This is a genomic window from Streptomyces sclerotialus (assembly GCF_040907265.1).
Taxonomy (GTDB): Bacteria; Actinomycetota; Actinomycetes; order Streptomycetales; family Streptomycetaceae; genus Streptomyces; species Streptomyces sclerotialus.
In genome coordinates, this window is sequence record NZ_JBFOHP010000002.1 from 6,359,855 (window position 1) to 6,386,101 (window position 26,247).

At 73.8% G+C, this 26,247-nt stretch carries 21 protein-coding genes and 2 pseudogenes; 9 read left to right on the plus strand and 14 right to left on the minus strand.

Annotation, left to right across the window (positions count from 1 at the left end; all coding sequences use genetic code 11):
- Window positions 1-32 precede the first annotated feature (32 nt).
- The 6 genes from AAC944_RS28080 to AAC944_RS28105 all read right to left on the minus strand — a co-directional run bounded on the left by AAC944_RS28080 (window position 33) and on the right by AAC944_RS28105 (window position 5,134).
- Window positions 33-734, minus strand: coding sequence for a phosphoadenylyl-sulfate reductase (locus tag AAC944_RS28080; RefSeq protein ID WP_030621985.1), 702 nt, complete (start codon window positions 732-734; stop codon window positions 33-35).
- The gene (locus AAC944_RS28085; protein ID WP_030621987.1) at window positions 731-913 is read right to left on the minus strand and encodes an eL43 family ribosomal protein; all 183 of its coding nucleotides are present in this window, start codon (window positions 911-913) and stop codon (window positions 731-733) included. Before AAC944_RS28085 ends, AAC944_RS28080 begins: the two co-directional genes overlap by 4 nt.
- Complete coding sequence (locus AAC944_RS28090; protein WP_030621988.1) at window positions 910-2,601, minus strand: nitrite/sulfite reductase; 1,692 nt, start codon at window positions 2,599-2,601, stop codon at window positions 910-912. The genes AAC944_RS28085 and AAC944_RS28090 overlap by 4 nt, the downstream gene beginning before the upstream one ends.
- A 230-nt stretch (window positions 2,602-2,831) precedes the next feature.
- Window positions 2,832-2,915 (minus strand): putative leader peptide, encoded by an 84-nt coding sequence (locus AAC944_RS28095; protein ID WP_351598321.1) that lies wholly within the window; start codon window positions 2,913-2,915, stop codon window positions 2,832-2,834.
- 133 nt (window positions 2,916-3,048) lie between these two features.
- Complete coding sequence (locus AAC944_RS28100) at window positions 3,049-3,615, minus strand: GNAT family N-acetyltransferase (RefSeq protein ID WP_030621989.1); 567 nt, start codon at window positions 3,613-3,615, stop codon at window positions 3,049-3,051.
- Between the two features lie 226 nt (window positions 3,616-3,841).
- A complete protein-coding gene (locus AAC944_RS28105) occupies window positions 3,842-5,134 on the minus strand; it encodes a GAF domain-containing protein (RefSeq protein ID WP_051872254.1) in 1,293 nt (430 codons plus the stop codon).
- A 446-nt stretch (window positions 5,135-5,580) separates the two neighbouring features.
- On the opposite strand from AAC944_RS28105, the pseudogene AAC944_RS28110 reads away from it, so the two are divergent.
- Window positions 5,581-6,547 (plus strand): annotated as a pseudogene (locus tag AAC944_RS28110) (YihY/virulence factor BrkB family protein); the annotation flags it as partial.
- A gap of 205 nt (window positions 6,548-6,752) precedes the next feature.
- On the opposite strand, the gene AAC944_RS28115 reads toward AAC944_RS28110, so the two are convergent.
- A complete protein-coding gene (locus AAC944_RS28115) occupies window positions 6,753-7,709 on the minus strand; it encodes a GlxA family transcriptional regulator (RefSeq protein WP_030621995.1) in 957 nt (318 codons plus the stop codon).
- Window positions 7,710-7,779: 70 nt separating this feature from the next.
- Here AAC944_RS28115 and AAC944_RS28120 point away from each other — a divergent pair, with 70 nt between their 5' ends.
- On the plus strand, window positions 7,780-8,112 hold the full coding sequence (locus AAC944_RS28120; RefSeq protein ID WP_030621996.1) for a cupin domain-containing protein: 333 nt from the start codon (window positions 7,780-7,782) through the stop codon (window positions 8,110-8,112).
- A 47-nt stretch (window positions 8,113-8,159) separates the two neighbouring features.
- On the opposite strand, the gene AAC944_RS28125 is transcribed toward AAC944_RS28120, so the two are convergent.
- Together AAC944_RS28125 and AAC944_RS28130 are read right to left on the minus strand one after the other, a co-directional pair.
- The gene (locus tag AAC944_RS28125) at window positions 8,160-9,611 is read right to left on the minus strand and encodes an amino acid permease (RefSeq protein ID WP_030621998.1); all 1,452 of its coding nucleotides are present in this window, start codon (window positions 9,609-9,611) and stop codon (window positions 8,160-8,162) included.
- Window positions 9,612-9,798: 187 nt separating this feature from the next.
- Entirely contained in the window at window positions 9,799-10,764 is a 966-nt protein-coding gene (locus tag AAC944_RS28130; protein WP_030622000.1) for a hypothetical protein, read from the minus strand.
- A gap of 399 nt (window positions 10,765-11,163) precedes the next feature.
- Here AAC944_RS28130 and rsgA point away from each other — a divergent pair, with 399 nt between their 5' ends.
- The 6 genes and pseudogenes from rsgA to AAC944_RS28160 all read left to right on the plus strand — a co-directional run bounded on the left by rsgA (window position 11,164) and on the right by AAC944_RS28160 (window position 18,449).
- Window positions 11,164-12,312: a ribosome small subunit-dependent GTPase A gene (gene rsgA / locus AAC944_RS28135; protein WP_438272761.1), complete on the plus strand. Its 1,149-nt coding sequence runs from the start codon at window positions 11,164-11,166 to the stop codon at window positions 12,310-12,312.
- 43 nt (window positions 12,313-12,355) lie between these two features.
- Window positions 12,356-13,966 (plus strand): DNA-3-methyladenine glycosylase 2 family protein, encoded by a 1,611-nt coding sequence (locus tag AAC944_RS28140; RefSeq protein WP_078888873.1) that lies wholly within the window; start codon window positions 12,356-12,358, stop codon window positions 13,964-13,966.
- Window positions 13,857-14,363, plus strand: coding sequence for a methylated-DNA--[protein]-cysteine S-methyltransferase (locus AAC944_RS28145; protein WP_030622045.1), 507 nt, complete (start codon window positions 13,857-13,859; stop codon window positions 14,361-14,363). The genes AAC944_RS28140 and AAC944_RS28145 overlap by 110 nt, the downstream gene beginning before the upstream one ends.
- Window positions 14,364-14,426: 63 nt before the next feature.
- Window positions 14,427-15,662 (plus strand): protein phosphatase 2C domain-containing protein, encoded by a 1,236-nt coding sequence (locus AAC944_RS28150; RefSeq protein ID WP_030622003.1) that lies wholly within the window; start codon window positions 14,427-14,429, stop codon window positions 15,660-15,662.
- Window positions 15,663-15,816: 154 nt separating this feature from the next.
- Window positions 15,817-17,558: pseudogene (locus AAC944_RS28155) on the plus strand (pyruvate dehydrogenase).
- 495 nt (window positions 17,559-18,053) lie between these two features.
- A complete protein-coding gene (locus AAC944_RS28160) occupies window positions 18,054-18,449 on the plus strand; it encodes an ATP-binding protein (RefSeq protein ID WP_368396477.1) in 396 nt (131 codons plus the stop codon).
- A 78-nt stretch (window positions 18,450-18,527) separates the two neighbouring features.
- Here the strand turns inward: AAC944_RS28160 and AAC944_RS28165 are convergent, their stop codons facing one another.
- Both AAC944_RS28165 and AAC944_RS28170 read right to left on the minus strand, forming a co-directional pair.
- A complete protein-coding gene (locus AAC944_RS28165; RefSeq protein WP_030622007.1) occupies window positions 18,528-19,658 on the minus strand; it encodes a DUF2637 domain-containing protein in 1,131 nt (376 codons plus the stop codon).
- 208 nt (window positions 19,659-19,866) lie between these two features.
- Entirely contained in the window at window positions 19,867-20,715 is an 849-nt protein-coding gene (locus AAC944_RS28170; protein WP_030622009.1) for a (2Fe-2S)-binding protein, read from the minus strand.
- A 117-nt stretch (window positions 20,716-20,832) separates the two neighbouring features.
- Here AAC944_RS28170 and AAC944_RS28175 point away from each other — a divergent pair, with 117 nt between their 5' ends.
- Window positions 20,833-21,675 carry a GntR family transcriptional regulator gene (locus AAC944_RS28175; RefSeq protein WP_030622011.1) on the plus strand — a complete coding sequence of 281 codons (843 nt, stop codon included), beginning with the start codon at window positions 20,833-20,835 and terminating at the stop codon, window positions 21,673-21,675.
- 88 nt (window positions 21,676-21,763) lie between these two features.
- Here the strand turns inward: AAC944_RS28175 and AAC944_RS28180 are convergent, their stop codons facing one another.
- From AAC944_RS28180 to AAC944_RS28190, 3 genes are all read right to left on the minus strand, one after another.
- A complete protein-coding gene (locus AAC944_RS28180; protein WP_438272762.1) occupies window positions 21,764-22,558 on the minus strand; it encodes a hypothetical protein in 795 nt (264 codons plus the stop codon).
- Between the two features lie 531 nt (window positions 22,559-23,089).
- The gene (locus AAC944_RS28185; protein ID WP_037773106.1) at window positions 23,090-24,361 is read right to left on the minus strand and encodes a DUF1266 domain-containing protein; all 1,272 of its coding nucleotides are present in this window, start codon (window positions 24,359-24,361) and stop codon (window positions 23,090-23,092) included.
- A 61-nt stretch (window positions 24,362-24,422) separates the two neighbouring features.
- Window positions 24,423-26,090, minus strand: a complete 1,668-nt coding sequence (locus tag AAC944_RS28190) for a PucR family transcriptional regulator (protein WP_030622015.1) — start codon at window positions 26,088-26,090, stop codon at window positions 24,423-24,425.
- Window positions 26,091-26,247 lie beyond the last annotated feature (157 nt).

Below are 26,247 nucleotides of genomic sequence, written 5' to 3' on the forward strand. Positions count from 1 at the left end.
CCTGAGTGTCCGTCATCGTGCGGTCAGCGGCCCTATCCGTGCAGTCCGCACTCGGTCTTGTTGCTGCCGGCCCAGCGGCCGGCCCTGACGTCCTCGCCTTCCAGCACGCGCCGCGTGCAGGGCGCGCAGCCGACCGAGGCGTAGCCGTCCTGGAGCAGCGGGTTGGTGAGCACGCCGTGCTCGGTGACGTACGCGTCCACGTCCGCCTGCGTCCACTTCGCGATCGGCGAGACCTTCACCTTCTGCCGCTTGGCGTCCCAGCCGACGACCGGGGTGTTCGCCCGGGTGGGCGACTCGTCCCGGCGCAGGCCCGTCGCCCACGCGTCGTACCCGGCCAGGCCCTCTTCGAGGGGCTTGACCTTGCGCAGCGCGCAGCACAGGTCGGGGTCGCGGTCGTGCAGCTTCGGGCCGTACTCGGCGTCCTGCTCGGCCACGGACTGACGCGGCGTCAGGGTGATGACGTTGACGTCCATCACCTCCGCGACCGCGTCCCGGGTGCCGAGGGTCTCCGGGAAGTGGTAACCGGTGTCCAGGAACACCACGTCCACGCCGGGAAAGGCACGCGAGGCCAGGTGCGCGACGACCGCGTCCTCCATCGAGGAGGTGACGCAGAAGCGCGGACCGAAGGTCTCGGCGGCCCACTCGAGGATCTCCAGGGCCGGAGCGTCCTCCAGGTCGCGGCCCGCCTGCTCGGCGAGCTGCTGAAGGTCGGCTGCGGTGGTTGCGGTGGTCACGACTCACCTCCGTCGGAAGGGGACTTGCCGGACACGCCCGGGGCCAGCAGGCCCAGGAACTTGAGCCGGAACGCACGGCTGCAGGACCGGCATTCCCAGGCCCCGTGGCCCTCCTCGGAGGGCCGCAGGTCCTCGTCCCCGCAGTACGGGCAGAAGAACGGTGCTGCGCGTTCCGTCACTTGAGAGCACCCTCTTCGGCGCGGGCCGCCCACTGGGCGAACCGCTCGCCCTCGGTGCGCTCCGCCTCGAAGTTGCGCAGCACCCGCTCGACGTAGTCGGGGAGTTCGTCGGCGGTGACCTTCAGGCCGCGCACCTTGCGGCCGAAGCCGGCCTCCAGGGCCAGCGCGCCGCCCAGGTGCACCTGGAAGCCCTCGACCTGATTGCCGTCGGCGTCCAGGACCAGCTGGCCCTTGAGACCGATGTCCGCGGTCTGGATACGGGCGCAGGCGTTCGGGCAGCCGTTGAGGTTGATGGTGACCGGCTCCTGGAAGTCCGGCATCCGGCGCTCCAGCTCGTCGATGAGGGACGCGCCGCGGCCCTTGGTCTCGACGATGGCCAGCTTGCAGAACTCGATACCGGTGCAGGCCATGGTGCCGCGCCGGAACGGCGAGGGCTTGACCTGGAAGTCCAGCGCCTCCAGCCCGGCGACCAGCGAGTCGACCTGGTCCTCGGCCACGTCGAGGATGATCATCTTCTGCTCGACGGTGGTGTTCAGCCGGTCCGAGCCGTGCTCGGCGGCCAGCTCGGCGATCTTGGTGAGGGTCTTGCCGTCGACGCGGCCGACGCGCGGTGCGAAGCCGACGTAGAAGCGGCCGTCCTGCTGCTTGTGGACGCCGATGTGGTCGCGCCACTTCGAGGTCGGCGCCTCGGGCGCCGGGCCGTCCACCATCTTGCGCTGGAGGTACTCGTCCTCCAGCACCTGGCGGAACTTCTCCACGCCCCAGTCGGCGACCAGGAACTTCAGGCGGGCGCGGTTGCGCAGCCGGCGGTAGCCGTAGTCACGGAAGATGCCGACCACTCCGGCCCAGACGTCCGCGACCTCGTCCAGCGGCACCCACGTGCCCAGCCGCTGCGCGAGCTTGGGGTTGGTGGACAGGCCGCCGCCGACCCAGAGGTCGAAGCCGGGGCCGTGCTCGGGGTGGTTCACGCCGACGAAGGCCACGTCGTTGATCTCGTGTACCACATCCTGGACAGGGGAGCCCGAGACCGCGGTCTTGAACTTGCGCGGCAGGTTGGAGAACTCCTTGCTGCCGATGTAGCGCTCGTGGATCTCGTTCACGGCGGGGGTGCCGTCGATGATCTCGTCGGCGGCGATACCGGCCACGGGGGAGCCGATGATCACACGCGGGCAGTCGCCGCACGCCTCGGTCGTGGACAGCCCGACGGACTCCAGCTTGTCCCAGATGGCGGGCACGTCCTCGATGCGTACCCAGTGCAGCTGGATGTTCTGCCGGTCGGTGATGTCCGCGGTGCCGCGGGCGTACTGCTCGGAGACCTCGCCGATGGCGCGCAGCTGGGCGACGGTCAGCCGGCCGCCGTCCACGCGCACGCGCAGCATGAAGTACTTGTCCTCCAGCTCCTCCGGCTCCAGGACCGCGGTCTTGCCGCCGTCGATGCCGGGCCGGCGCTGGGTGTACAGGCCCCACCAGCGCATCCGGCCGCGCAGGTCGTTGGGGTCGATCGAGTCGAAGCCGCGCTTGGAGTAGATCGTCTCAATGCGTGTCCGCACATTGAGACCGTCGTCGTCCTTCTTGAACTGCTCGTTGCCGTTGAGCGGAGTGAAGTGACCAACGGCCCACTGGCCCTCACCGCGGTGGCGTCCGGCCTTGCGGCGGGTCGTGGCGGGGCGTTCGGGAGTGGCGGCCATGGTGAATACGTCCTTCTCGGCGGCTGCAGGAAATGCGGGCTGAAGCGGTTTCAGGCCGGGTGCACCCACTGTGACCTGCGAAGACATGCCTGTTCGCGACGCGTCGCAGCGCGCCTTGGCATGGCTTGCCGGATCAGGGGTGGTCGCACGTCCGCGACGATGGGGACGGCGAGGGAAAGTCGGTGGAGCTGGGTGCTGTCAGGGGTGATGAGTCCCCGTGGGGTACAGCGTCAGCGCGCCTGACAGATGGCGCTGGACACGCGCGCAAGGTCGACGTGGCGCCGACTCACCAAGGCAATTCCAGCTCGAGACATGACGGAAGCGTGTCACGACGGTCTTGGGCCAGTCCACCATTGTCCAAAATACGGACGGCTATGTCTTGCTTTGTGAGACATTGTGGCGCCGGTCACGTTCCGCTTGCCGTGACCGGCGCCGAGGAGGTCCGGCTCAGGCGCCCGGCCACGGCCCCGGCGTGGCGACCTCGGGCTCTTCCTCCACGGTCGTGTCGTACAGCCGGAAACCGCGCCGCCGGTAGTTGTCCATCGCGTACTCCCCGTCCTTGCTGCAGGTGTGCACCCACACCCGCTTCGTCGGCGCGCACTCCGGCCACCGCTCGGCCAGGTCCCACGCGCGCGCGAGCCCGTAGGAGAGGAGGTGACCGCCGATCCGCCGCCCCCGGAACGCCGGTATCAGCCCGAAATAGACGATCTCCACCGACCCCTCGGAGTCCGCCTGCAGCTCGATGAACCCGGCCGGCGTCCCCCGCTCGTACGCCACCCAGGTCTCCGTACCGGGCCGCCCGAGGTGCGCCGCCCACTCCGCGTACGTCCACGGCAGCCGGTCGGTCCACGTGACGTCCCCGCCCACCGCCGTGTAGAGGAAGCGGCTGAACTCCGGCAACGGCGTCCCGGACCGGACGATCCGGACGTCCTGCTCGGCAGGCGGCTCGGCGGCGGGCACGAGATCCGAGGGGGCGGTCTGCTCCAGGTACCACGTGGTGACAGTGACGGTCATGGCGGTCACCCAATCATGGCGGGGACCGGCGCGGGCCGCCGGTCCCCGGATCGGATGCGCGCCAGCGGCCTGCGCACGCCAGGCGGACCGGAACGGCGACCGCACCGCGGGAAACCGCCGACTCCCGCCACCGCACGTTCCGGTTCCACCGCGAACCGCAGCCGCGGGCGCGGGAGGGGACGGACAGGCTTGCGGCACACCGGGGGCCGTCATACCGAGGAGCGGATCAGGGCGCCCGGTCGGGTGCCGGCGAGCGTGGCGGCGCCGACTCGGTCCGGGCCGCCAGCACGGCCGGTGCCGTGGAGTGGGGGAGGAGCGCCGCGGGACGGTCCGGGCGGACCAGGTCGACCTCGATGCCGTCGGCGAAGCGGTACGGGCGGTGGGAGAGGACGCAGCCGAGGGTGCGGCGCAGCCGGGAGAGTTCCGCGCGGACCGTCGTGGTGCGGCGGGCGTCGCCGAACAGGTCGAGGGAGAGCTGCGCGGCGGTACGCCCGTCGGGGTGGGTGGCCAGGACGAAGAGGAGCTCGGCGTGGCGTGGGCTCAGCTCGTGCGACCAGCTGCCGGCCGGGCCGCCGACCGTCACCGTCCAGCCGTCCCGGCCGCTGACGTCCAGCACCACCCGGCTCGGCGCCGGGTCCAGCGGCCCGGTGTCCCCGATGCGTACCAGCCAGCCGCCCGGCAGCGGCTCCAGCACGCAGGAGCCGTACCGGGGCAGCCAGAGCGGGCCGGCCTGCGGGGAACGGGGCAGCGCCACCCGCTCGGGCGGTGCCGTGCCGGTGGCCGCCGCGGTCCAGCCGTCCCGGTCCACCGCCAGCGCCCGGCCGCCGAGCCGGGCGAGCAGCGGCACGGCGCTCGCCCGCAGCCGGTCCAGCGCCGCCAGGTGGCGGGTGCGCTGCTCGGACTCGGCGAGCCTGGCGACCGCGGTGACCAGCGGGAGCGTGGTCGGGTGGAAGGAGTGCGCCGGGCCGCTGAGGTCCACCACGCCCAGCAGCCGCCCGTCGCGCGGGTCGTGCAGCGGAGCGCCCGCGCAGGTCCACTTGTGGTGGGTGCGGACGTAGTGCTCGGCGGAGTGCACGAGCACTGGCTGCCGGGTGACCAGCGCGGTACCGATCCCGTTGGTGCCGACCACGTCCTCGGTCCAGTCGGCGCCCGGTTCGAAACCGTGCCGGTCGGCCATCCGGCGTACCGCCGCCGAGCCCTCGCGCCACAGCACCCGGCCCTCGGGGTCGGTCACCACCAGGATCTGCTGCGCGGCCTCGGCGGACGGGAGGAGGTGGGAGTGGAGCACCGGCAGCAGCTGCGCGAGCTGCGAACGGTGCCGGCGCTCCTCCAGCTCGGCGAGGGACAGCGGCCGTTCGCGGCGGTCCCGGTCCGGGTCCAGGCCCCTGTCGAGCACCCGCCGCCAGGATTCCCCGATCACCGTACGGAGGCCGTCGGGTGGCTGGTCCCCCGCAAGGGCGGCCTCTCGTACGGAAGCCAGCCGGCGGGCCGCTTCCCGGGGGGCCGGCGGCGTTGCCAGGACGGGGGTCCGGGTCCTGTCGTGATGCCGTGTGCTCAACGTCGCTCCGCTTGTGCAGTTCTGGTGAATAGCCGCGGCCCATGGTGCCGCTGCCGGGCCCCGGCGGAGGGCGGAATCGGGAGATCCGTTGCAACGTCGTGCAACGGTTGTCCGCCCTGCCAGGGGCGGAAATGCTGGGCGCGAGCCGTCCCCGTGCCCCGGGTGCCCGTGCCTCCGTGCCGGGCCGCCCGTGTCACGTCCGGCTGTCCTGTCGGAAGCGGTGCCGAGTCGGCGCGGCACCGCTTCCGCGCCGGGCGCGGCGGCCGGCCGCCGAGCCTCTCACCCCGAGCAGAGGCACGGCGCCCCCGCCGCGCCCCCTCCGCCCGCCGCGCGCCCCGCCGATGACCGGCCACGACCGGGCCGGTCATGGTGCGAGCCGTACCTTTCCTGCCGGATACGGTGAGGAGGTGCAGCAAGCGAACGAACCAGCCGAGCGTCCCCGGGGCCGTCTGCACAGGGCTCGCGTCCTGTACCGCCATGTATCGAAACGACGCCTCGGCTGGCTGCTGCTCAAGGACACCGTCCACTCCTGCATGGAGTACCGCGTCACCGGACTCGCGGCGGAAGCCGCCTTCTTCTGCCTGCTCTCACTGCCCCCGCTGCTCCTCGGCCTGATCGGGCTGCTGGGCTACATGGAGCCGTGGATCGGCCACGACACCATCGAGACCGTCCGGCAGAACATCCTCGACGCGTCCGCCGCCGTGCTCTCCGACAAGGGTGTCGACCAGATCGCCCGGCCGCTGCTGGACGACGTCTTCCGCGGCGGGCGGCCCGACGTCATCTCGATCGGCTTCGCCATCGCCCTGTGGTCCGGCTCCCGCGCCCTGAACGTCTTCGTCGACACCATCACGATCATGTACGGCCTGGAGGGCGAGCGGGGCATCGTCGCCACCCGCCTGCTGGCGTTCTTCCTGTACCTCGTCGCGCTGGTCCTCGGCGCGATCGCGCTGCCGCTGATGGTCGCGGGCCCGGACACGGTGGTGCACCTGCTGCCCGCCAGCGAGAACGCCGTCCGGGTGCTGTACTGGCCGGTCGTCCTGCTGCTCTCGGTCGTCTTCCTCACCACGCTCTACCACGTGTCCGTCCCGGTCCGCTCCCCGTGGCAGGAGGACATCCCCGGTGCCGTCGTCGCGCTCGCGATGTGGGTACTGGGCAGCGCGCTGCTGCGCGTCTACCTCGCCTCCACGGTCGAGGGCCCGACCATCTACGGTTCGCTCGCCGCGCCGGTCGCGGTCCTGCTGTGGATCGGCGTCTCCGCCTTCGCGGTGCTGGTCGGCGCGGCGGTCAACGCGGCCCTGGACCGCGTCTGGCCCTCGCTCGCCACCGCGGCGGGCCGCGCCGAACGCGAGGAGCGCCGCCGCGAGGAGGCCGAACTGCTGCGCCACGCCCGGGAGGAGGCCGAGCGGGAGCACGAACTGGACGACGAGGACCCCGAGGAGGACGGCGGGGAGGGCGCCGAGGAGGACGGCGGCCAGGACTCCGAGGAAGAGGGGCGGCATCACCCCCCGGAAGGAGGAGTGAGCGCGCCGGGGCCCGGGCGGGACAGGCGGATCACCGCCCCCGCCTCGCCGCCCCCGCCTCACCGCCGCTCGCCGAACACCCGCCGGTACGCGCCCGGCGTCGTCCCCAGTGCCGCGCGGAAGCGGCGCCGCAGGTTGACCGCCGAGGAGAGCCCGACCCGGGCGGCGACCGCGTCCACCGCGAGGTCGGTCTCCTCCAGCAGGACCCGCGCCGCGTCGATGCGCCGGGCCAGCAGCCACTGCCCCGGACTGACGCCGAGCTGCTCGGCGAACCGGCGGGCGAGCGTCCGCTCGGACAGCCCGGCCCGCTCGGCGAGCCGGGCCACGCTCAGCCCGTCGCCCAGCCGGGTCAGCGCCCACTCCAGCACCGGCGCCAGCGAGGCGTCCGCGCGGGCCGGCGCGGACGGCTCCGCCGCGTACTGGAGCTGGCTGCCCTCCCGGTGCGGCGGCAGCACCATGCCGCGGGCGATCCGCGCGGCGTACGCGGCACCGTGGTCCTTGCGCACCAGATGCAGGCACAGGTCGATGCCGGCGCCGCTGCCCGCGCTGGTCGCCACGTCCCCGTGGTCCACGTACAGCACGTCGGCCTCGACCCGTACGGCGGGGAACTCGGCGGCGAGCCGGGCGGTGCGCCGCCAGTGCGTGGTCGCGCCGCGGCCGTCCAGCAGCCCCGCCTCGGCCAGCGCGAACGCGCCGCTGCAGATGCTCGCGATCCGGGTGCCCCGGCCGTGCGCGGCCCGCAGCGCGTCCCGTACGGCGGGCGAGGCGGGCACGCCGGTCGGCAGCCAGCCCGGAACGAGCACGGTGTCGGCGGTCTCCAGCGCGCCGAGCCCGGCCTCGACGAGCATCGTGTACCCGGCGGTGGTGCGCAGCGGGCCGGGCCGCTCGGCGCACACCGAGAAGTCGTAGTACGGCGGCGTGCCGTCCCGCGGTGCGCCGAACACCTCGGCGGCACCGGCGAGTTCGAAGGCGCCCTGCGGCTCACGGAGCAGGGCCACCACGCGGTGCGGAGTCATGACAGAAAAGTACCCGGTGATGTCTTTTCAGACTCTCGTCCGGCGCGCCGCGTCCGGCGAGGCTGGCGCCATGAGTGAACAGAGCGCAGGACAAGCGCTGAAGACGGTGCTGCACATCGAGGACGCGCAGGTGCAGGAGATCGGCCCCGGCGTCGTGGCCCGCCGGTTCCAGCGGACCGAGCACGCGCGCAGCTGGCTGATCGAGTTCGCCCCGGGCGCGGAGTGGCCCGTGGTGGACCACCATCCCACCGAGGAGCGGTACTTCGTGCTCGACGGGGAGGTCATCGAGGGCGACGAGCGGCACGGGCCCGGCACGTACGTGGTGTTCGCGCCGGGCAGCAGCCACCGGCCGCGGACGGAGACGGGGGCGCGGATCCTCGGCGTCACCGTCCGGGGCCGGTGACACGGCGGCGCCGACGGCACGGAGCCGTCGGCGCCGGCCGCGGTCCGTCAGATCAGGTCCATCGCCGCCACCTCGTCGGGGCGGCCGTAGCTGACCGGGCCCTGGAAGCGGTGCCGGGCGGTGGCGAACCACCACACCGTGGCGATGATCAGCACCACCGCCAGCGCGATCGGCGCGTAGTTGAAGGAACCGGGCGTGATGGGGGAGGCCTGCGGCAGCATGAAGAGCACGTTGCTGAGGACGATCCAGACCACCGCGACGGCCGCGACGGGCCTGCCCCAGCGGCCCAGGTTCCACGGCCCCGGCTCGAAGGTGTCCAGGCGCAGCCGCAGGAAGATCGGCACGCCGTACGCGAGGAAGAGGCCGACGACGTTGACGCTGACGATGGCGGTGAAGGCGGTGTGCGACCACCAGCCGGGGATCACCAGTACCAGCGAGCAGGCGGCCGCGAGCCAGACGGCCTTGACGGGCGTACGGGTACGCGCGGAGACCGAGTGCCACCAGCGGGAGCCGGGCATCGCGCCGTCCCGCGAAAAGGCGAAGATCTGCCGGGTGTTGCTCGTCATATTGGCCAGGCCGCAGAAGAGCATCGCGCCGATCACGATCAGCAGCAGGAACTTGGCGGTGCCGGTGCCGAGCGCATCGATGAGAATCTGTACGGGCGGTGCGTCAGCACTCGCTTCCGTACGGTAATCAGTGATCGCGTAGACCAGCGCAAGCATCAGGATCAGGCCGGTGACGGCGGAGTAGCCGATCGCCCGCATGATTCCCTTGGGCGCGTTGACGGTGGCGCCCACCGTTTCCTCCGACATGTGGAAACTGCCGTCGAATCCGGTGAACGTCCAGCTGGTGACGAGCAGGCCCAGCAGCGCACCGTAAAGCCCGTTCGTGAAGCCGGTGTTGTTGGCGAAATGCGTCACGAACGAGGCCGGCTGGTGGTGTTCCGGCAGCACGGTCAGGGCCGTCACGATGACCACCATGCCGATCAGCAGCCACCACACCGAGATGCGGTTCAGGATCGCGACCAGGTGCACGGTGTAGGTGTTGGCCAGCGCCTGGACCAGCAGGATCGCCGCCGTGATGAGGACCGTGCGCTGCTCGGAGACCTCGTAGGACGGCCACTGCATCGCGAGGAACGCCTGGATGAAGGTGGCCGCCGCGTAGCCGGTGGCGGCCGTCCCGCCGACCTGGCCCACGAAGTTCAGCCAGCCCGTGTACCAGGACCAGGCGCCGCGGTGCCGCTTGGCGAGTTTGCCCGCCGAGAAATACAGCGCGCCGCTCGTGGGATAGGCGGAGGTGATTTCCGCCATCGAGGCGCCGATGAACAGCACGAGGATCGAGACGGCGATCCAGCCGAACACCAGGATGCGCGGCCCGCCGGCATTCATGCCGAAACCGAACGACGAGAAGATCCCGGATATGATGTTGATGATCGTGAAGGAGATCGCGAAATTGTCGAAGGCCCGGAATCTCCGGGTGAGTTTCCGCGGATATCCCATCGCGTGCAGTGTGGCGTCGTCGTCCAGGCCGCCCGGCTGAGCCGTCGGCTGCTGAGTACGTGCTTTTCGCGTGCGCACCCGTGAGAGGAATGCGGAATCGGACGCGGAGTCGGACACGGACGTACCTTTCTGGGGGGTGGGCGGTGCGGCCGGCAACAGTGGGGGGAGCCGGCGGATCGGGACCGGTTCAGGAGGAGTCCGGCGCGTGCGGGACCGGCAGCCCGCACCGGCGCCGTGCCCTGCTCAGCTGCTCGGCCGGATCACCGAACGCGCTCCAGGGCATCCGTGAGGCGTACGGGCCCATGGCGGTGAAGACCGCCCGCGCCTCGAACTCGTGCCGCGCCATCCACAGCGCGTGCGCCAGGTACGCCAGGTCCAGCACGGGCGTGAAGCGGTAGCCGGCCACCTCCGGCAGCCAGTGCCGGTAGATCCGCAGCGCCGTCTGCCGCCACTGCGGCTGCTCCCACGTACGGTCGGCCAGCGGCGCGCGCGGGTCGTACTCCTCGACCACGGCCACCAGCGGCAGCAGCCGCAGCGCGGACGTGGCGGGCGCGCGCTGGGCGAGGAAGGCGGCGACGTCCCAGGCGGCGCCCGCCGAACCGCCGTGCCGGGCGAAGAAGCAGGCCAGGAAGCGGTGGTGGCCCTCACGGTGCCAGGGGTCCAGCCGCAGGATGTGCGAGAACAGCGACCACGGGCCGGGCGGCGCGGTGATCAGCCCTTCCGGAGCCGGGTCCAGATGGCGCTGGAAGCGGGCCAGCGAGAGCTTGGCGACCCACGGAGTGGGGTCCAGCGGTGCCAGCTCCGCCGCCCGGTCGCAGGCGGTCAGCGCTATCCGGCTCAGCGTGGTGGCGTGCCGGTCCTGCTTCTCGGCGGCGCGGCAGGCGCGCAGCGCGGCGACCCGCGCCCACAACAGGGCGGCCTCGGTGCCCGGTTCCTCGGCGAGCCAGCGCTCCGTCAGGTCCGAATCGGCCGCTTCGGAGGCGAGTACCAGAGAACGGTGGGCCCGTACGCCGAAATCGCGGCGGGTCTCCTTCAGTACCTCGCGTGCGCTGAAGTAGCGTCCGGCGCGTACGTCCACGCAGGCACTCGCCAGCCGGCGATCGTCGGCCGCCGGATGCCATACGTACTGCCCTTCGAACAGGCCAGCGGCCATGCTGCGTGCCGATCCTTCCCCGTCACCTGGCGATATGGAATTCCGAGCCGGCGCCGCAGCCGGAAATCCTCCGGGGGCCCTGGCTGACGCCACACCTTACTCACGTGCCCCATGGACCGAAACCAGGAACTCAAGCAACTAATTTTTTTGCTGACGGTCCGTCAACACGTTCTCGGCAAGGGCGCGTCCGGGCCCGACGGGAAAAGCGCTGGCGGTGCCGGGCGGCCCCGCTTAAGGTGAGCAACGTCCACGGCACCCGTGGACTTCACGGACGACGAACGAGGAGGTGTGGACCGATGGCTGTCATTGCGCTGGGCGCTGCCCGCATTCGCAAGATCATCAATCCCGCCTCCGTGGTCCCCGGCTGACCTCTCCTTCTTCCCGGCACGCCACTGCCGCGTGCCCGCCGCCGGGACCACCCGCTTCGAAGGGTCCATCCCGTTGTCCGACATCACCGCTGCGCACCCCCTCACCGCCTACGGCTGGGACGCGGGCCGTGCGCAGGAGTTCACCCCGTACGCCGAGCGCGGCCTGCTGCCCGGCCGCCTGGTCCGCATCGACCGCGGCAGGGTGGACGCCGTCGTGCCCGACGCGGACGGCGTCCGTACCGTCCTGGCGTCCACCGCGCCGGTGGCCACCGGCGACCCGCTCAAGGTGCCCTGCACCGGCGACTGGGCCGTCATCGATCCCGGCAGCGGCCCGGACGCCGTCGTCCGTGCCCTGCTCCCGCGGCGCACCGCCCTGGTGCGCTCCGCGTCCTCCAAGCGGTCCGAGGGCCAGATCCTGGCCGCCAACGTCGACACCGCCGTCGTCGCCGTCTCGCTCGCCGAGCCCCTCGACCTCGGACGCGTCGAACGCTTCGTGTCCCTGGCCTGGGAGAGCGGCGCGACCCCGCTCGTCGCCCTGACCAAGGCGGACCTGGTGCCGGACGGGGCGGGCCTGGCCCACCTCGTCGCCGACACCGAGGGCGCCGCGCCCGGCGTGCAGGTACTGGCGGTGAGCGCCGCCACGGGCGCGGGCCTGGACGTCCTCACCGCCGTGCTGTCCGGCGGCACCGCCGTCCTGCTCGGCCGGTCCGGTGCCGGCAAGTCCACCCTCGCCAACGCCGTGATCGGCACCGACGTGCAGCACGTGCACGCGGTACGCGACCGGGACGGCAAGGGGCGGCACACCACGACCACCCGTGACCTGCTGGTGCTGCCCGCCGGCGGGGTGCTGATCGACACCCCCGGGCTGCGCGGGGTCGGCATGTGGGACGCGGAGGGCGGCCTCGCGCGTACCTTCACCGACGTCGAGGAGCTGGCCGACGGCTGCCGGTTCCACGACTGCGCGCACACCACCGAGCCCGGCTGCGCGGTGCTGGCGGCCGTGGACGCCGGCGAGCTCGCGGAACGCCGCCTGGACAGCTACCGCAAGCTGCTCCGCGAGAACCAGTACCTGGCCGCCAGGACCGACGCCCGGCTCCGCGCCGAGCTGCGCAGGGACTGGAAGCAGAAGCAGGCGCTCGGCCGCCACATGGGCGAGCGGAAGCGGGGGCAGCGGCGGTGAGACAGGGGCTTCGGGTCGCTCGCGCGCGGGCGGCCCGAACGCCATGTCCGATTCCCGCCGGAAGCGGCCGCCGCGATCCCGCACACTGGACGGTGTGAAGGACGAAAGCAGCAGGTACGAGGCGGTGGCGAGCCGGGACGCGCGCTTCGACGGAGAATTCTTCTTCGCCGTGGTGACGACCGGGATCTACTGCCGCCCGAGCTGCCCGGCGGTCACCCCGAAGCGCGTCAACGTACGGTTCTACCCGTCCGCTGCCGCCGCCCAGGGCGCGGGCTTCCGGGCCTGCCGCCGCTGCCGCCCGGACGCCGTCCCCGGCTCGGCGGACTGGAACGTCCGGGCCGACCCGGTGGGCCGCGCGATGCGCTTCATCGACGACGGTGTCGTCGACCGCGAGGGCGTCGGCGGCCTCGCCGACCGGCTCGGCTACAGCGCCCGGCAGGTGCAGCGCCAGCTCACCGCCGAGCTGGGCGCGGGCCCGGTCGCCCTGGCCCGCGCCCGCCGCGCGCACACCGCCCGCATCCTGCTGCAGACCACGGCGCTGCCGGTCACGGAGCTGGCCTTCGCCGCCGGGTTCGCCAGCATCCGCCAGTTCAACGCCACGATGCGGGAGATCTACGGCAGCACGCCCAGTGCGCTGCGCGCCGCCGCCCGCGGCCGCACGGCCGCGGCCCGTACGGCGCGCGACGGCGGTACCCCCGGCGGCATCCCGCTGCGGCTGGCCTTCCGCGGCCCCTACGCCGCCCGGGAGCTCTTCGACGACCTCCAGGAAGCGGCCGTACCCGGCATCGAGGAGATCACCGGCGCGCCCGGCACCCGTACGTACCGCCGTACCCTGCGCCTGACGTACGGCACCGCCGTCGCCGAGGTCGGCGAGCGGCCCGGCAGGCCCGGCGGACCGGCCGCCTCCGGCTGGCTCGACTGCCGGCTGCACCTCACCGACCTGCGTGACCTGCCGACCGCGAGCCAGCGGCTGCGCCGCCTGTTCGACCTGGACGCCGATCCGTACGCGGTCGCAGCGCGGCTGTCGGCCGACCCGCTGCTGCGGCCGCTGGTCGCCGCCCGCCCCGGGCTGCGCTCGCCGGGCGCGGCCGACCCCGCCGAGCTGGCGGTACGGACCGTGCTCGGCGGGCCACCGGAGCGCGCCGCCGCCCTCGTGCGGGCGTACGGCAAGCCCCTGGACGCGCCCGACGGCACCCTCACCCACCTCTTCCCGACACCCCAGGAGCTGTCCGGCGCCGACCTGGACGAGGGGCTGCGGGCGCTCTGCGCCGCGCTCGCCGACGGCACGGTCGACCTCGCGGCGGGCGCGGACCGGGACGCCGCCGAACGCGCCCTCGCCGCGCTCCCCGGCGTCGGCCCGGCCGCCGCCGCGGTCATCAGGAGGCGCGCGCTGGGCGACCCCGACGTGGGACCGGACGCCGGCCCCGGCGCCGAGCACCGGCGGCCGTGGCGCTCGTACGCCCTGCAGTACCTCCGGCACGCGGGCCCCAGGGCCGGTGCCGCCCACCACTCCGAGGACCACGACCCGAAGGACACCGGCGACCATGCCGCTCTACACACTGCTCGACAGTCCGCTCGGCCGGCTGACCCTCGTGGGCGAGCCGTCGGCCGACGCCCCCGGCGGCACGGTGCTGACCGCGCTCTCCGTGCCTGACCAGAAGGGCGGCGTCGTGCCCGCGGCGGACTGGATCCGTGAACCGGCCGCCTTCACCGAGGCGGAGCGGCAGCTGACGGAGTACTTCGCCGGCGAGCGCCGGGAGTTCGGCCTGTCGCTGGCCGCGCGCGGCACGGCCTTCCGTGAGCGCGTCTGGGCGGCGCTGGACGGCGTTCCGTACGGCGAGACCGTCAGTTACGGCGAGGTCGCCCGCCGCATCGGTGCCACCCGGCCCGCCGTCCGGGCCGTCGGCACCGCGATCGGCGCCAACCCGCTGCTGGTCCTGCGCCCCTGCCACCGCGTCATCGGCGCCGACGGCTCCCTCACCGGCTACGCGGGCGGCCTGGACCGCAAGCGCGCGCTGCTGTCCCTGGAGGGCGGCGCCGCGCTCGGCTGACACGTCGTCGAGCACCCTTTCGTGCTCTGTTTCCCGCCCGGCCGTCCGTGGACAATACGGGGCATGAGCCAGCAGGGGGACACCCGCGGACATGAGGACGACTGGTGGCGCGAGCTGTACGGAGCGGGTGACGGGAAGCCCGCCGACGCGGGGCCCTCGGCCGCGCGCGACTCGCTCGACGACCGGGTCGACTCCGCCCTGCGCACGGTCCGCGCGACCGGTGCCGGACGGGTCGCGCAGCCGCCGCCCGCCGCGCCTCCCCCGCCCGGCCCCGCGCCCGCCGTGGAGTTCGTCGGGGACCGGCCGCCCACGTACGCGTCCGAGCCGGTCGCGCTGCCCGCGGCCGACCCGGCCGACCTCGCCGGGCTGGTGCCGGACACCGAGCTGGACGGCGCGCAGTACGGCACGCTCACGGTGCGCGCCGTCTCCGTACGCGGCGACTCCGCCCGGTACCGCGGCGACCCGCGCCGGGACGCCCTGCTCACCGCCCGCTTCGGCGCGGGCCGGCAGACCCTGATCCTGGTGGCCGTCGCCTCCGGCGCGCCACGCTCGCCCGAGGGCCACCGCGCGGCGCGGGACGCCTGCCACTGGATCGGCGCCGCCGTCGGCCGCTCCAGCGCCCGGCTGGCCGACGACATCCGCAGCGGACACCGCGGGGCCCTCAAGTCCGGGCTGCAGCGGCTCACCGACCGGGGGTACGGCCGGCTGCGGGCCCGCGCCGCCGAGCTGGGCCTGGAACCGCGCGACTACACCGCCTCGCTGCGCTGCCTGCTGCTGCCCGCCGATCCCGCCTGCCGTACCCGGGTCTTCTTCGGCCTCGGCGGAGGTGGCCTCTTCCGGCTGCGGGACGGCGTCTGGCAGGACCTGGAGCCGCTGCCGCCGGAGCGGACGGCCGGCGGACCGGTCGTCGGGTACGGCGCGCCGCCGCCCGGCATTCCGGCGCAGCGCGGTCTCGCCGACCCGGAGCCGACGATGGACCTCGGCGTCGCCGGTCCGGAGCCGACCATGGACCTGGGCCTCGCCGGGGCCGCCGACGCCGCCGAGCAGCCGGACGCCCGCGAAGCCGTCGGCGCTGGGTTCCGTTTCCGGGCCTCCGTGGCCCGCTCCGGCGACACCCTCCTGCTGTGCAGCGCGGGCCTGGCCGAGCCGCTGCGCGAGGCGCCCGACTTCGCCGCGCGGCTGGCCGGGCGGTGGGCCGAGACCGAGCCGCCGGGCCTGGCCGCCTTCCTGGCCGACGCCCAGCTGCGCATCAAGGGGTACGCGAAGGACCGTACGGCAGCGGCCGTCTGGGACAGCTGACGGGGCGGGCCGGGGTACGCCGGTGCCCGCCCCGCAGCACGCCTTCCGGGGCCGCCCCGGGTGGAGTGGTAGAACCGAACCGATGCCGCGAAGCCGGGCAAAACGCCCGGCGGCGGCGCGAGCCACTGATCCCCACCCGAAGGGCGTGCGCGCGATGGCGAAGCAGACCGTGGCCGAGCAGTTCGTCGACATCCTGGCGCGGGCCGGGGTCAAGCGGCTCTACGGCGTCGTCGGCGACAGCCTGAACCCGGTCGTCGACGCCATCCGCCGCACCTCTGCCGTCGAATGGGTGCAGGTCCGGCACGAGGAGGTCGCGGCGTTCGCGGCCGGGGCCGAGGCCCAGATCACCGGCCGGCTCGCGGCCTGCGCCGGGTCCTGCGGCCCGGGCAACCTCCACCTGATCAACGGCCTGTTCGACGCACACCGTTCGATGGCCCCCGTCCTGGCCCTGGCCTCGCACATCCCCTCCAGCGAGATCGGTACCGGCTTCTTCCAGGAGACCCACCCCGACCAGCTCTTCCAGGAGTGCAGCCACTACTGCGAGCTGATCTCCCACACCCGCCAGATGCCGCGCGTCCTGCAGACCGCGATCCAGCACGCGGTGGGCCGCAGCGGCGTCTCGGTGGTCGCGCTGCCCGGCGACATCGCGGGCGAGCCGCCCCCGAGCGCGCCGAGGAGCACGCGCTCGTCACCTCACGGCCGACCGTACGGCCGGGCGACGCCGAGATCGCACAGCTGGCCCGCATGATCGACCAGGCCGGCAAGGTGACGCTGTTCTGCGGCAGCGGTACGGCGGGCGCGCACGCCGAGGTCATGGAACTGGCCGAGAAGATCAAGTCGCCGGTCGGGCACGCCCTGCGCGGCAAGGAGTGGATCCAGTACGACAATCCGTACGACGTGGGCATGAGCGGTCTGCTCGGGTACGGCGCCGCCTACGAAGCCACGCACGAGTGCGATCTGCTGATCCTGCTCGGCACGGACTTCCCGTACAACGCCTTCCTGCCGAAGGACGTGCCGATCGTGCAGGTGGACGTGCGCGCCGAGCACCTCGGCCGCCGTTCCACGCTGGACCTGGCCGTCTGGGGCGACGTCCGCGAGACGCTGCGCTGCCTGACCCCGCTGGTCGCGGAGAAGAAGAGCCGCCGGTTCCTGGACCGGATGCTGAAGAAGCACGCCGACGCGCTGGAGGGGGTGGTGAAGGCCTACACCCGCAAGGTCGACAAGCACGTGCCGATCCACCCCGAGTTCGTCGCCTCCGTGCTGGACGAGGAGGCGTCCGACGACGCGGTCTTCACGGTCGACACGGGAATGTGCAACGTCTGGGCGGCCCGCTACCTCACGCCCAACGGGCGCCGCCGCGTCATCGGTTCGTTCACCCACGGCTCGATGGCCAACGCGCTGCCGCAGGCCATCGGCGCGCAGCTGACCGACCGCCGGCGGCAGGTCGTCTCGATGTCGGGCGACGGCGGATTCTCCATGCTCATGGGCGACTTCCTCACCCTGGTGCAGCACAAGCTGCCGGTGAAGGTCGTGCTGTTCAACAACTCCTCGCTCGGCATGGTCGAGCTGGAGATGCTGGTGGCCGGGCTGCCTTCGTACGGCACCGACAACCACAACCCCGACTTCGCCGCCATCGCCAGGGCGGCGGGCGCGTACGGCGTCCGGGTGGAGAAGCCCAAGCAGTTGCGGGGCGCGCTGCGGGACGCCTTCAAGCACAACGGTCCCGCGCTCGTCGACGTCGTCACCGACCCGAACGCGCTGTCCATCCCGCCGAAGATCAGCGCGGACATGGTGACCGGATTCGCGCTCTCCGCGGGCAAGATCGTGCTGGACGGCGGAGTGGGCCGGATGGTGCAGATGGCCCGGTCCAACCTCCGCAACATCCCGCGCATGTGAGTCGTCACCGCGCAGCCGGGCACATGCCCCGCACCTGTGCCCGGCGTCGGCGGGAGCGGTCAGGAGCTTCCGGCGTGCGCCGACCCGACGTAGTCGGCCGGACGCGGGACGTAGTCGCACCGGGCCGCTCGGCGTACCCGCCGTCTCGACGGCTCCACCGGGAAGTGGCGCACCGGCTGCGCAGCGGACCGGTCGGCAGCGGGAACGAATTCGCCCTACGGACGGCGGCGCCACAGCCGTCCTCCCGCCCTTGTCATGACCGCCCGGCCGGTCCTTGGTCGGTACCAACCGGGCATCGCATGGCATATGCGGAAGCATGGGGCGAAGCTTGGAAAGCAACCCGTTGGGCATGGATCGCCGTGAGGTTGTCCGGAAGATCGGGGACACGGAAACGCTCGGGGCGGGGAGGATGAAGCGTCAGCCTGTACGGGGCGAGCAACTGCACGGACGGGTCGACGGGCCGATCACCGGACCTGTCGACGGCCGTATCGACACATGGACCGAGGGGCAGCGGCCGAGGGCCATCCGGCGCGGCTGCGCCGCGCCGACCTCACGGCGGTGGCGGACGTCCGCAAGGACCTGCGCCAACTGCTGCTCCACTGGGGGGAGACCGGCAGGTCGGACATCGCCGAGCTGCTCATCAGCGAGCTGGTGACCAACGCTCTGGTGCACACCGACCGGGGCGCCGTGGTGACCGCCACGGTGACCGACCGCCTGCGGGTGGAGGTACGGGACTTCGTGTCCCGGCGGCCACTGTCCCGCAGACCGACCACCGAAGGCACTTCGGGGAGAGGACTCATGCTGGTCCGCTCGCTCGCCGACTCCTGGGGCATACGGATGCACGGGGTCGGCAAGAGCGTGTGGTTCGAACTGGGCGGCACCACGGCCTGAGGGCCGGTGCCCGGCACGGTCGACGAACGGCGGGCCGCCCCCTCGGGGACGGCCCGCCGCATCGCGCTTCCGGTCCGCTCAGCCGAACTGCCGCTCGATCTCGGCGAGCTTCTCCTCCAGGGAATCCAGCCGCGGGATCGTCTGCGTGTCGTCCTCGGCGGTGAGGTCCACGGTCCGGCGGCCGTGCCCCTCGGAGCCGCCGGCGCGGCCGGTCACGGCCTTCAGCGTGGGGCGGAGCCCCGACCGGGTGCCGGCGGCGGCGTCGGCCTCGACCGTGCGGCCGTCGAGTGCGGGGCCCTCGGTGCTCCGGCCCCCGGCCGCCGGAGCGCCTATCGCCTGGCCCTCGATGGCCGGCGCCTCGGACTGCTGTGCCACGGGCCGCCCGGTCTCCACCGCCGGTACCTGCCGGGCGCCGCGGCCCCAGCGGTGCTGCCGGTTCAGCGCCCGTACCCGGGCCCGGTCCAGCTTCCGGTGCTCGCGCCGGCGCCGCCGGGTCCGCTCCCGCTCGCGACGGTCCTCGCGTACCTCCTCGACCGCCTCGTCCAGGCTCCGTACGCCCTCCAGCAGCATCAGCGACCAGGCGGCGAAGGTCTCGCGCGGGGCGCGCAGCCAGCGTACCATCCGGATCTGCGGCAGCGGCCGGGGCACCAGGCCCTGCTCGCGCAGCGCCGCCCGGCGGGTCTGCTTCAGCGCGCGGTCGAAGAGGACCGCGGCCGACAGCGACATGCCCGCGAAGAACTGCGGCGCCCCCGCGTGGTCCAGGCCGCGCGGCGCGTGCACCCAGTTGAACCACGCGGCCGCGCCCGCGAACGTCCACACCAGCATCCGGGAGCCGAGCGCCGCGTCACCGTGGCTGGCCTCGCGCACGGCCAGTACGGAGCAGAACATCGCGGCGCCGTCCAGGCCGAACGGGACCAGGTACTCCCAGCCCCCGGAGAGGTCGAGGTTCTGCCGGCCGAAGCCGACCAGGCCGTGGAAGGAGAGCGCGGCGGCCACCGCGGCGCAGCAGAAGAGCAGCAGGTAGGACGCCGAGCCGTAGACCGCCTCCTTGCGGCGCCGCCGCTCCTCGCTGCGTTCCCAGGAGTCGTCGGCCCCCGCCTTCTCCGCGCCGCGCTTGCCGCGCAGGACCACCGCCACGGCCCCCGAGACGCCGATGAGCAGCAGGGCTCCCGGGACGAGCCAGTCCAGCGATATGTCCGTCATTGCCATCTGGGACCCCTTGCATCGCGGTACGCGTTTTCGCGCGACATCCTGGCGGAGCCGGCTGGTTCCGCAGGGGCTTTCGGGGCAAGAGAACGCCAAGGGGGCGCGGTGGGCCGCCGGGAGGGGCAAACTGTTCGTACACCCTTGAGATGAGCGGCAGTTGAGTTCGATTACCGCCACCCGATCGGGTGACGGGCGTGGTGGGTGGTTTCCGTCAGGCGCTCGCGGTGAGGCGCGCGATCCGGTCCGCGTCGCAGGTGCGCGGGCAGGTGACGCAGGTGTCCTCCGGGCGCACCGTGTAGAACATGCAGCAGCTCGCGCGGTCCCGGGTCTGCAGGGACTCCCCGGCCGGCCCGGTCAGCTCGCGGAAGCCGGCGCCGCCGACGTACGGAGTCGTCGCGCCCGGCAGCAGCCGCTCCACTTCGGCCACCGCGCGCGGCTCCTCGCCGAGCAGATGGCCCAGGTACCACAGGCCCTCGACGATCTCGTCCGTCGCCATGCCCCACAGGGCGCGCGGACCGCGCCGCACACGGGTGCGGAAGCCGTCCAGTACGGGCCCGAGGTGCTCGGCGACCGCGGCCCGCACCTCGGCGCGCAGCGCCTCCTCGTCGGCCACGACCACGGCGCCCGGCAGCGCGGCCGCCGGGTCCCCGGGCAGGCACGCGAAGGTCGTGATCCGTACGGCCGTGCGGCCCAGCTCGCGCGGGAAGAAGACGGCGCCGGCGGGCAGCCGCGGCACCCTGCGGTGCAGGAACCACGGCATGGTGATCAACAGGCAGGCCGGCCAGGCGTAGCGGTGCAGACCGAAGCCGGCGACCACGTCGGGCCGGGCCTGCTTGCCGTAGTTCTCGACCACCTGCGCGCCGTCCCAGGCGAGGAAGGTCTCCAGGGCCTCGCCGCCGGCCGCCAGCTCCGCCGCGCTGAGCCAGCCGCCGCCCGTCGGGTCCCTGTCCTCCGGGCCGAGCTCGGTGATCCGCAGATGGGGGAACACCTCGGTGAGCCGGGCATAGGAGCTGGTCACGGGGGAAGGGGACGGCGGGGCGGCGAGCGCGGAAGAAGACATGCGGGGGACCACCGAATCGCTGTCGTTGGCAGGTAAGGCTTACCTTAGCGGAAGACTCCGGGGTTTGACCTGCGGCGGGGGCCGCCTATGGTGCACAAGGACGTCAGGAGGTACCCCATGGAGCAGCGCGCGGCGGAGCAGCCCTCGCGGATACGCGCCCGCGTGCCCGCCCAGGGGCACGCCGAGGCCGTACGCGGCCGCCACCCGGCCGACGCGGACGGCGCACAGCGGGTACCGGCCGCACCGGCGCCGGGCGTCGGCACGCGCGCGGACGCCGAGCCCGCCGCCCTGACCCACGCCGTGGCCGGGCCGGCCCCCGCCGCGCCCGTACGCAAGCCGCAGCGGCACTCCGTCCGCGCGCAGGTCCTCGCGGCGCTGCGGGACTCCCTGCTCTCCGGCGAGCTGGCGCCCGGCGCCGTCTACTCCGCGCCCGCGCTCGCCGAGAGTTTCGGCGTGTCACCGACCCCGGTACGCGAGGCGATGCAGCAGCTCGCCGTCGAAGGCGCGGTCGAGGTCGTCCCCAACCGCGGCTTCCGGGTCGCCGAACGCACCCCCCGCGACCTCGCCGAGCTGGCCGAGGTGCGGGCCATGCTGGAGGTGCCGGCCGTCCTGCGGCTGGCCCGCACGCTGCCCGCCGAACGCTGGGAGGAGCTGCGCCCACTGGCCGCCGCGACCGTCACGGCCGCGGGCCACGGCGACTGCGTGGCGTACGCGGAGGCGGACCGCGCCTTCCACCGCGCCCTCCTCGCCCTGACCGGCAACCGCCAGCTGCCCCTCGTCGCCGACGACCTGCACCGCCGTACGGCCTGGCCCTGCGGCGGCGCGGCGGTGGGCGTCGCCGACCTCCTGGCCGACGCCGCCGACCACATGGCCCTCCTCGACGCCCTCGGCGCCCAGGACCACCCCCTCGCCGAACGCATCACCCGCGACCACCTCACAGGCACCCGCTTCCTCCACTGAGCCACGAACGGCGCTCCGTGGTCCCCTCTGCGCGGGCCGCGCGCCGGCCGCGTCCTCCCGGACCCGGCCGGGTCCTCGGGGTGCTGCTTCAGGCCGCCGTCGGCAGGTGGTCGGCGAGCCAGGTGGGGATGCCGTCCATGAGGCGGAAGAGGCGGGCGGCTTCGGCGCGGAGGCGGGGGGCTTCCTCTTCGGGGGCGGCGTCGGCGAGGGCGGCGAGGGCCGGGGCCGTGCCGATGAGGTAGCCCAGTTCCTCGCGGATGCGGAGGGATTCGGCGAAGCCGTGCCGGGCCTCGGCCAACTCCCCGTCGCGAAGGGCGAGTCCGGCCAGGTGGCGCCAGGTGAAGGAGAGCAGCAGCAGGTCGTCGTGCGCGGTGGCGGCGGCGTGTGCGCGGCGGTAGGCGGCGCGGGCCGACTGCGGGCTGTCGGCGAGGTGCTCGGCCATCAGGCCGCGCCGGAAGTCCAGCAGCGCGCGCCCCGGCGCTGCCGGGCGCAGCAGGGCGGCGGCGCGGCCGAGTGCCGCCCTGGCCTCGTCGGCGCGGTCCCGTACGCCCAGGACCGTGGCCGCGTAGGCGAGATGGCCGCGTTCGCAGGCCGCGTCGCCGCGTTCGTCGTCGGTGGCCGCGCGGGCCTCGGCGTACCGCAGGGCGTCCTCGGCCTCGGCCCAGCCGGCACAGGTGAACATGCAGCGCTCGACGAGCAGTGCGGCGCGGCGCAGCGCGGCGGGCGCGTGCCCGGCGGCGTGTGGTTCCAGCAGTGCGGCCGCGTCCTCCCAGCAGCCGCGGGAGCGGAGCCGCCATACGGCCCGGTCCAGTGGGCCGTCCCCGTCGGCGGTCCGGTCGGCCGTCCTGGCGGCCGGCACTGCCGCCCCCGGTGCCTCCGGCACCGGCAGTCGTTCGACAGATCCTTCCGACCCGTCGGTTTCCGCAGATTCCGGCATGGCGGTATCCGCCACGTTGCCCTCCCCGAGCGCACCTTTGAGCTGGACTGGAAGCAGTGGGCGAATCTCAGCACGAATTTCGGCGTGGGGCCAAGGGGCTGGGTGAATGATTTCACAATCTCCCGTGGACCGTGTACAGCGCGGAGCGAGGCCGCCGGCGGAGGCGATTGCGGCCGTCGGGAGGGGTGCGTGACCGGGGGGCAGCTGGGGCCGGATGCCCTGACCTGGCGCTTCGGTGGCGGTCGCGGCGGTGGGGGAAAGCCGCCCGATCGGATGATCCGGGGGCGGGCCCGGCGGACGCGCCGGCTGCCTGCCGTTCGCGCCGTCCGGTGATCCCGTCAGCCGGTCCCGCTGACGGACGCGCCGGTGGACGCCTGACGGGGACCGGACCACCGGATCGGGGGGCGGGCAGCGGGCGCCGGGACGAGCGCCGGATGACGCATGCGTCGAAGCGCGGGTGTCACCGGCGGCCGGGCGTCACTCCCAGGGGATGTTCCGCCACGGGCTGGCCGGGTCGGTGGTGAGGATGCGGTGCGCCGTGACCATGTCCGCGTACCAGTGGCCGAACTCCTCCTCGTCGAACTGGAGGCAGCGGCCGAGGATGAAGCCGGCGGAGAAGTCCTCCCAGGAGCGGTACGCGTTCCGGCTCGCCCGGCCGGCGTGCAGCACGGCCTGTTCCGCCTCCTGGAGGTCGCAGTAGCGCGCGCCGAGACCCCAGCGGGCCATGCACGAGGCGCGCCCGTGGTCCCACGCCTCGACGGAGCGGACGAACCTGCCCTCGGGCAGCACACCGTCCGCGCGGAACCGCGCCTCGTAGCGCGCGATCCGGCCGATCAGCCGCTGCACGCCCGCGACCTGCGAGGCGACCTCCGCCTCACCGGGCGGCTCGGTCTTCGTCACGCCCTCCGGGGTGAGCTTGACCTCGGCGCCCCTCTCGGCGTTGTGCCGCAGTACCCGTTCGGCCACGCTGCGCCAGTGGTCCACGCTCACGGCACCCGCGAAGTCCAGTGCGAGCGAGCGCCGTACGGCGAGCGCGAACTCCCAGACCTCGCTGACCATGTCGGCGGCGGTCAGCCGCTCCTGGGCCTGCTGCCAGGTCGCCCGGTCGGTGACGCCCCAGTGGTCGGCGAGCAGCTTCTTCGCGGGGTAGTAGCCGCCGCCGTGGTACGCCATGGCGTTCCACGGCTCGCCGTTGTTGACGAACAGCAGCGCCCCGCAGGCGAGGCCGTGCGCCACCGGGCCGTGCAGCGGTCCGCCCACGTGCAGGGCGCGCAGCCTGATCTGCTCCTGCCCGGAGGCGGCGGCCGCCGCCGCGTGCCGCTGCCACAGGGCGCGGTGCTCGGGCGAGGTCGGGAAGTACGCTTCGCACGGGCTGCCGGGGTTGACGGCCAGCCACGGCGGGTCGTGCGCTTCCCAGTTGCGCGCGTACCAGTCCAGCGAGCCGCACCAGAAGACCGGGTCGGGGGCGGGCGCGGGCAGCATGCCGATGGTGAACGCGGCCAGGCAGGGCGTACCGGTCCGCTGGTCCCAGTACGGCTGGAAGCGCACCGTCCCCGGGTGCGCGTCGGCCGCGGCCCGGGAGTCGGCGATGAACAGCTCGGTGCGGGCCAGTACGTCGAAGTACGCGGACCAGTCGCCGCGCGCCTTCGCGTCGTACAGCTGCTGCTCGACCTCGCTCGGGGCCTGCCAGGCGGGGGCCGCCGGTTCCGCCGGTCCCTGCTCGGCGGCCGCCTCCGGCCCGTCCGTCATTGCCATGGGAAAACCTTATCGAGCCGTGATCACGGGCCGGGCGGCACCTGCCGGACCGGGCTCACGTCATCCGCAGGGCCAGGAAGAAGTCCAGCTTGTCCTCCAGGCGGGACAGGTCGCGGCCGGTGAGCTGCTCGATGCGGCCGACGCGGTAGCGGAGGGTGTTGACGTGCAGGTGGAGCCGGCCGGCGCAGCGGGTCCAGGAGCCGTCGCTGTCGAGGAACGCCTCCAGGGTGGGGATCAGCTCGGCGCGGTGCCGCCGGTCGTAGTCCCGGAGCGGGTCCAGCAGCCGGGCGGTGAAGGCGCGGCGCACGTCGTCGGGGACGAAGGGCAGCAGCAGGACGTGCGAGGCCAGCTCCTCGTGGCCGGCGGCGCACACCGGGCCGGGCCGGGCCGCCGCGACCCGGCGGGCGTGCCGGGCCTCCTCCAGGGCGCCGCGCAGGCCTTCCGCCGAGTGGACGGCGGCGCTGACGCCGAGGGTGAGCCGGCCGTCGTCGGCCAGCCCGCGGGAGAGCGGCTCCTGGACCGCGGCGAGCAGCGCGTCGGCGTGCAGCCCCTCGGTCTTGGCGTCGGAGTCGTCGTCGTGCAGGGCGGGCAGCGGTACCAGCGCGACCGCCTCGTCCCCGGTGTGCGCCACGGCGATTCGGTCGGCCGGGTCGGGGCCCGCGCTGCCGGGGTCGACCAGGATCTCTTCGAGGAGGGACTGGGCGACCGGGCCACCGGGGACGTCGCCGCCCTCCCACTCCACGCGTGCGACCACGACCTGCCAGTGCGGCGCGGTGCCCAGGCCCGGCAGCAGCACGGGCGCGGCGACCCGCAGCCGGGCCGCGATCTCGGCGGGCGGGGCGCCGGTCTGGACGAGCTCCAGGACCTCCTGGGCGAGCCGGCGGCGCACCGTACGGGCCGCGTCGCGCCGGTCCCGCTCGACGGCGATCAGCTGGGTGACGCCGTGCAGCAGGTCCAGCCGTTCGGCCGGCCAGTCACCGGCGTCGGCCTCGACCGCCAGCAGCCAGTCCGAGAGCACGGTCTCGCGCAGGTCGCGGCCGCCGCTGCGGATGGGGAAGAGGGAGTAGGTGGTGTTGCCGAGCAGGACGCGGTGCGGGCTGCGGCGCCCGCTGCGGGCCGCCGCCAGGTGCTCGCCCGCCAGCTGGGCGGCGGCCGCGGCCTCCCCGACGCCCCCGGCCTCGTCGTCGGGCACCGCGCCCGCGATCCGCCGTCCGGTGGGGGAGAGCACCCAGGCGCGCAGGTCGAGGTCGGAGCCGAGGAGGTCCAGGACGACCTCGGGGCCGCCGCCCGCCGGGCCCGAGGTCATCAGGCGGCGGTGCCGGTCCACGACGGCGGCCAGGTCGCCGGCGCGCTCGCCGGAGACCTGCCGTACGACGTACTCGGTGATCGAGGCGAAGGAGACCGCCTCGGAGACGGAGAAGAGCGGCAGGCGGTGCCGCGCGCAGGCCAGGACCAGGTCCTCGGGGACGGAGCCGAGCTCCGCCTCGCCGGCCGCCAGCCCGGCCACCCCGGCCGTCGCAAGGATCCGGACGAAATTCTCGGAGTCCCCGGGCTCCCGCCGCCAGGCGAGGCCGGAGAGGACCAGCTCGCCCCCGGAGAGGTAGCGGCTGGGATCCCGCAGGTCGGTGGTCATCACACCCCGCACCGTGCGGTCCAGTTCGTCCTCGCCCCCGAGAAGCCGCAGGCCAAGGGAGTCGGTGTCCAGAAGTGCGCGGAGCCGCATGACCTTCGCCCGCCGATCTTTCCGTCTCGTGTTGCCGGTGGAATACCGCGAGGTTGCCGCGCCCCGCTTTTCGTTCGAATCTACAAGACGGGTGCCCTGGCCAGCCAACCGCTTCATGGTTTCGGTGACTGCACCGGGCAGCCGCCGGGCGCGTGTA

Excerpts from the sequence above, each read along its gene's own strand:
- AAC944_RS28090 (WP_030621988.1), bottom strand. The coding sequence starts at position 2,601 with ATGGCCGCCACTCCCGAACGCCCCGCCACGACCCGCCGCAAGGCCGGA.
- AAC944_RS28095 (WP_351598321.1), bottom strand. The coding sequence starts at position 2,915 with ATGTCTCGAGCTGGAATTGCCTTGGTGAGTCGGCGCCACGTCGACCTT.
- AAC944_RS28100 (WP_030621989.1), bottom strand. The coding sequence starts at position 3,615 with ATGACCGTCACTGTCACCACGTGGTACCTGGAGCAGACCGCCCCCTCG.
- AAC944_RS28115 (WP_030621995.1), bottom strand. The coding sequence starts at position 7,709 with ATGACTCCGCACCGCGTGGTGGCCCTGCTCCGTGAGCCGCAGGGCGCC.
- AAC944_RS28120 (WP_030621996.1), top strand. The coding sequence starts at position 7,780 with ATGAGTGAACAGAGCGCAGGACAAGCGCTGAAGACGGTGCTGCACATC.
- AAC944_RS28125 (WP_030621998.1), bottom strand. The coding sequence starts at position 9,611 with ATGGGATATCCGCGGAAACTCACCCGGAGATTCCGGGCCTTCGACAAT.
- AAC944_RS28130 (WP_030622000.1), bottom strand. The coding sequence starts at position 10,764 with ATGGCCGCTGGCCTGTTCGAAGGGCAGTACGTATGGCATCCGGCGGCC.
- AAC944_RS28140 (WP_078888873.1), top strand. The coding sequence starts at position 12,356 with ATGTCCGATTCCCGCCGGAAGCGGCCGCCGCGATCCCGCACACTGGAC.
- AAC944_RS28145 (WP_030622045.1), top strand. The coding sequence starts at position 13,857 with ATGCCGCTCTACACACTGCTCGACAGTCCGCTCGGCCGGCTGACCCTC.
- AAC944_RS28150 (WP_030622003.1), top strand. The coding sequence starts at position 14,427 with ATGAGCCAGCAGGGGGACACCCGCGGACATGAGGACGACTGGTGGCGC.
- AAC944_RS28160 (WP_368396477.1), top strand. The coding sequence starts at position 18,054 with ATGGACCGAGGGGCAGCGGCCGAGGGCCATCCGGCGCGGCTGCGCCGC.
- AAC944_RS28165 (WP_030622007.1), bottom strand. The coding sequence starts at position 19,658 with ATGGCAATGACGGACATATCGCTGGACTGGCTCGTCCCGGGAGCCCTG.
- AAC944_RS28170 (WP_030622009.1), bottom strand. The coding sequence starts at position 20,715 with ATGTCTTCTTCCGCGCTCGCCGCCCCGCCGTCCCCTTCCCCCGTGACC.
- AAC944_RS28175 (WP_030622011.1), top strand. The coding sequence starts at position 20,833 with ATGGAGCAGCGCGCGGCGGAGCAGCCCTCGCGGATACGCGCCCGCGTG.
- AAC944_RS28185 (WP_037773106.1), bottom strand. The coding sequence starts at position 24,361 with ATGACGGACGGGCCGGAGGCGGCCGCCGAGCAGGGACCGGCGGAACCG.
- AAC944_RS28190 (WP_030622015.1), bottom strand. The coding sequence starts at position 26,090 with ATGCGGCTCCGCGCACTTCTGGACACCGACTCCCTTGGCCTGCGGCTT.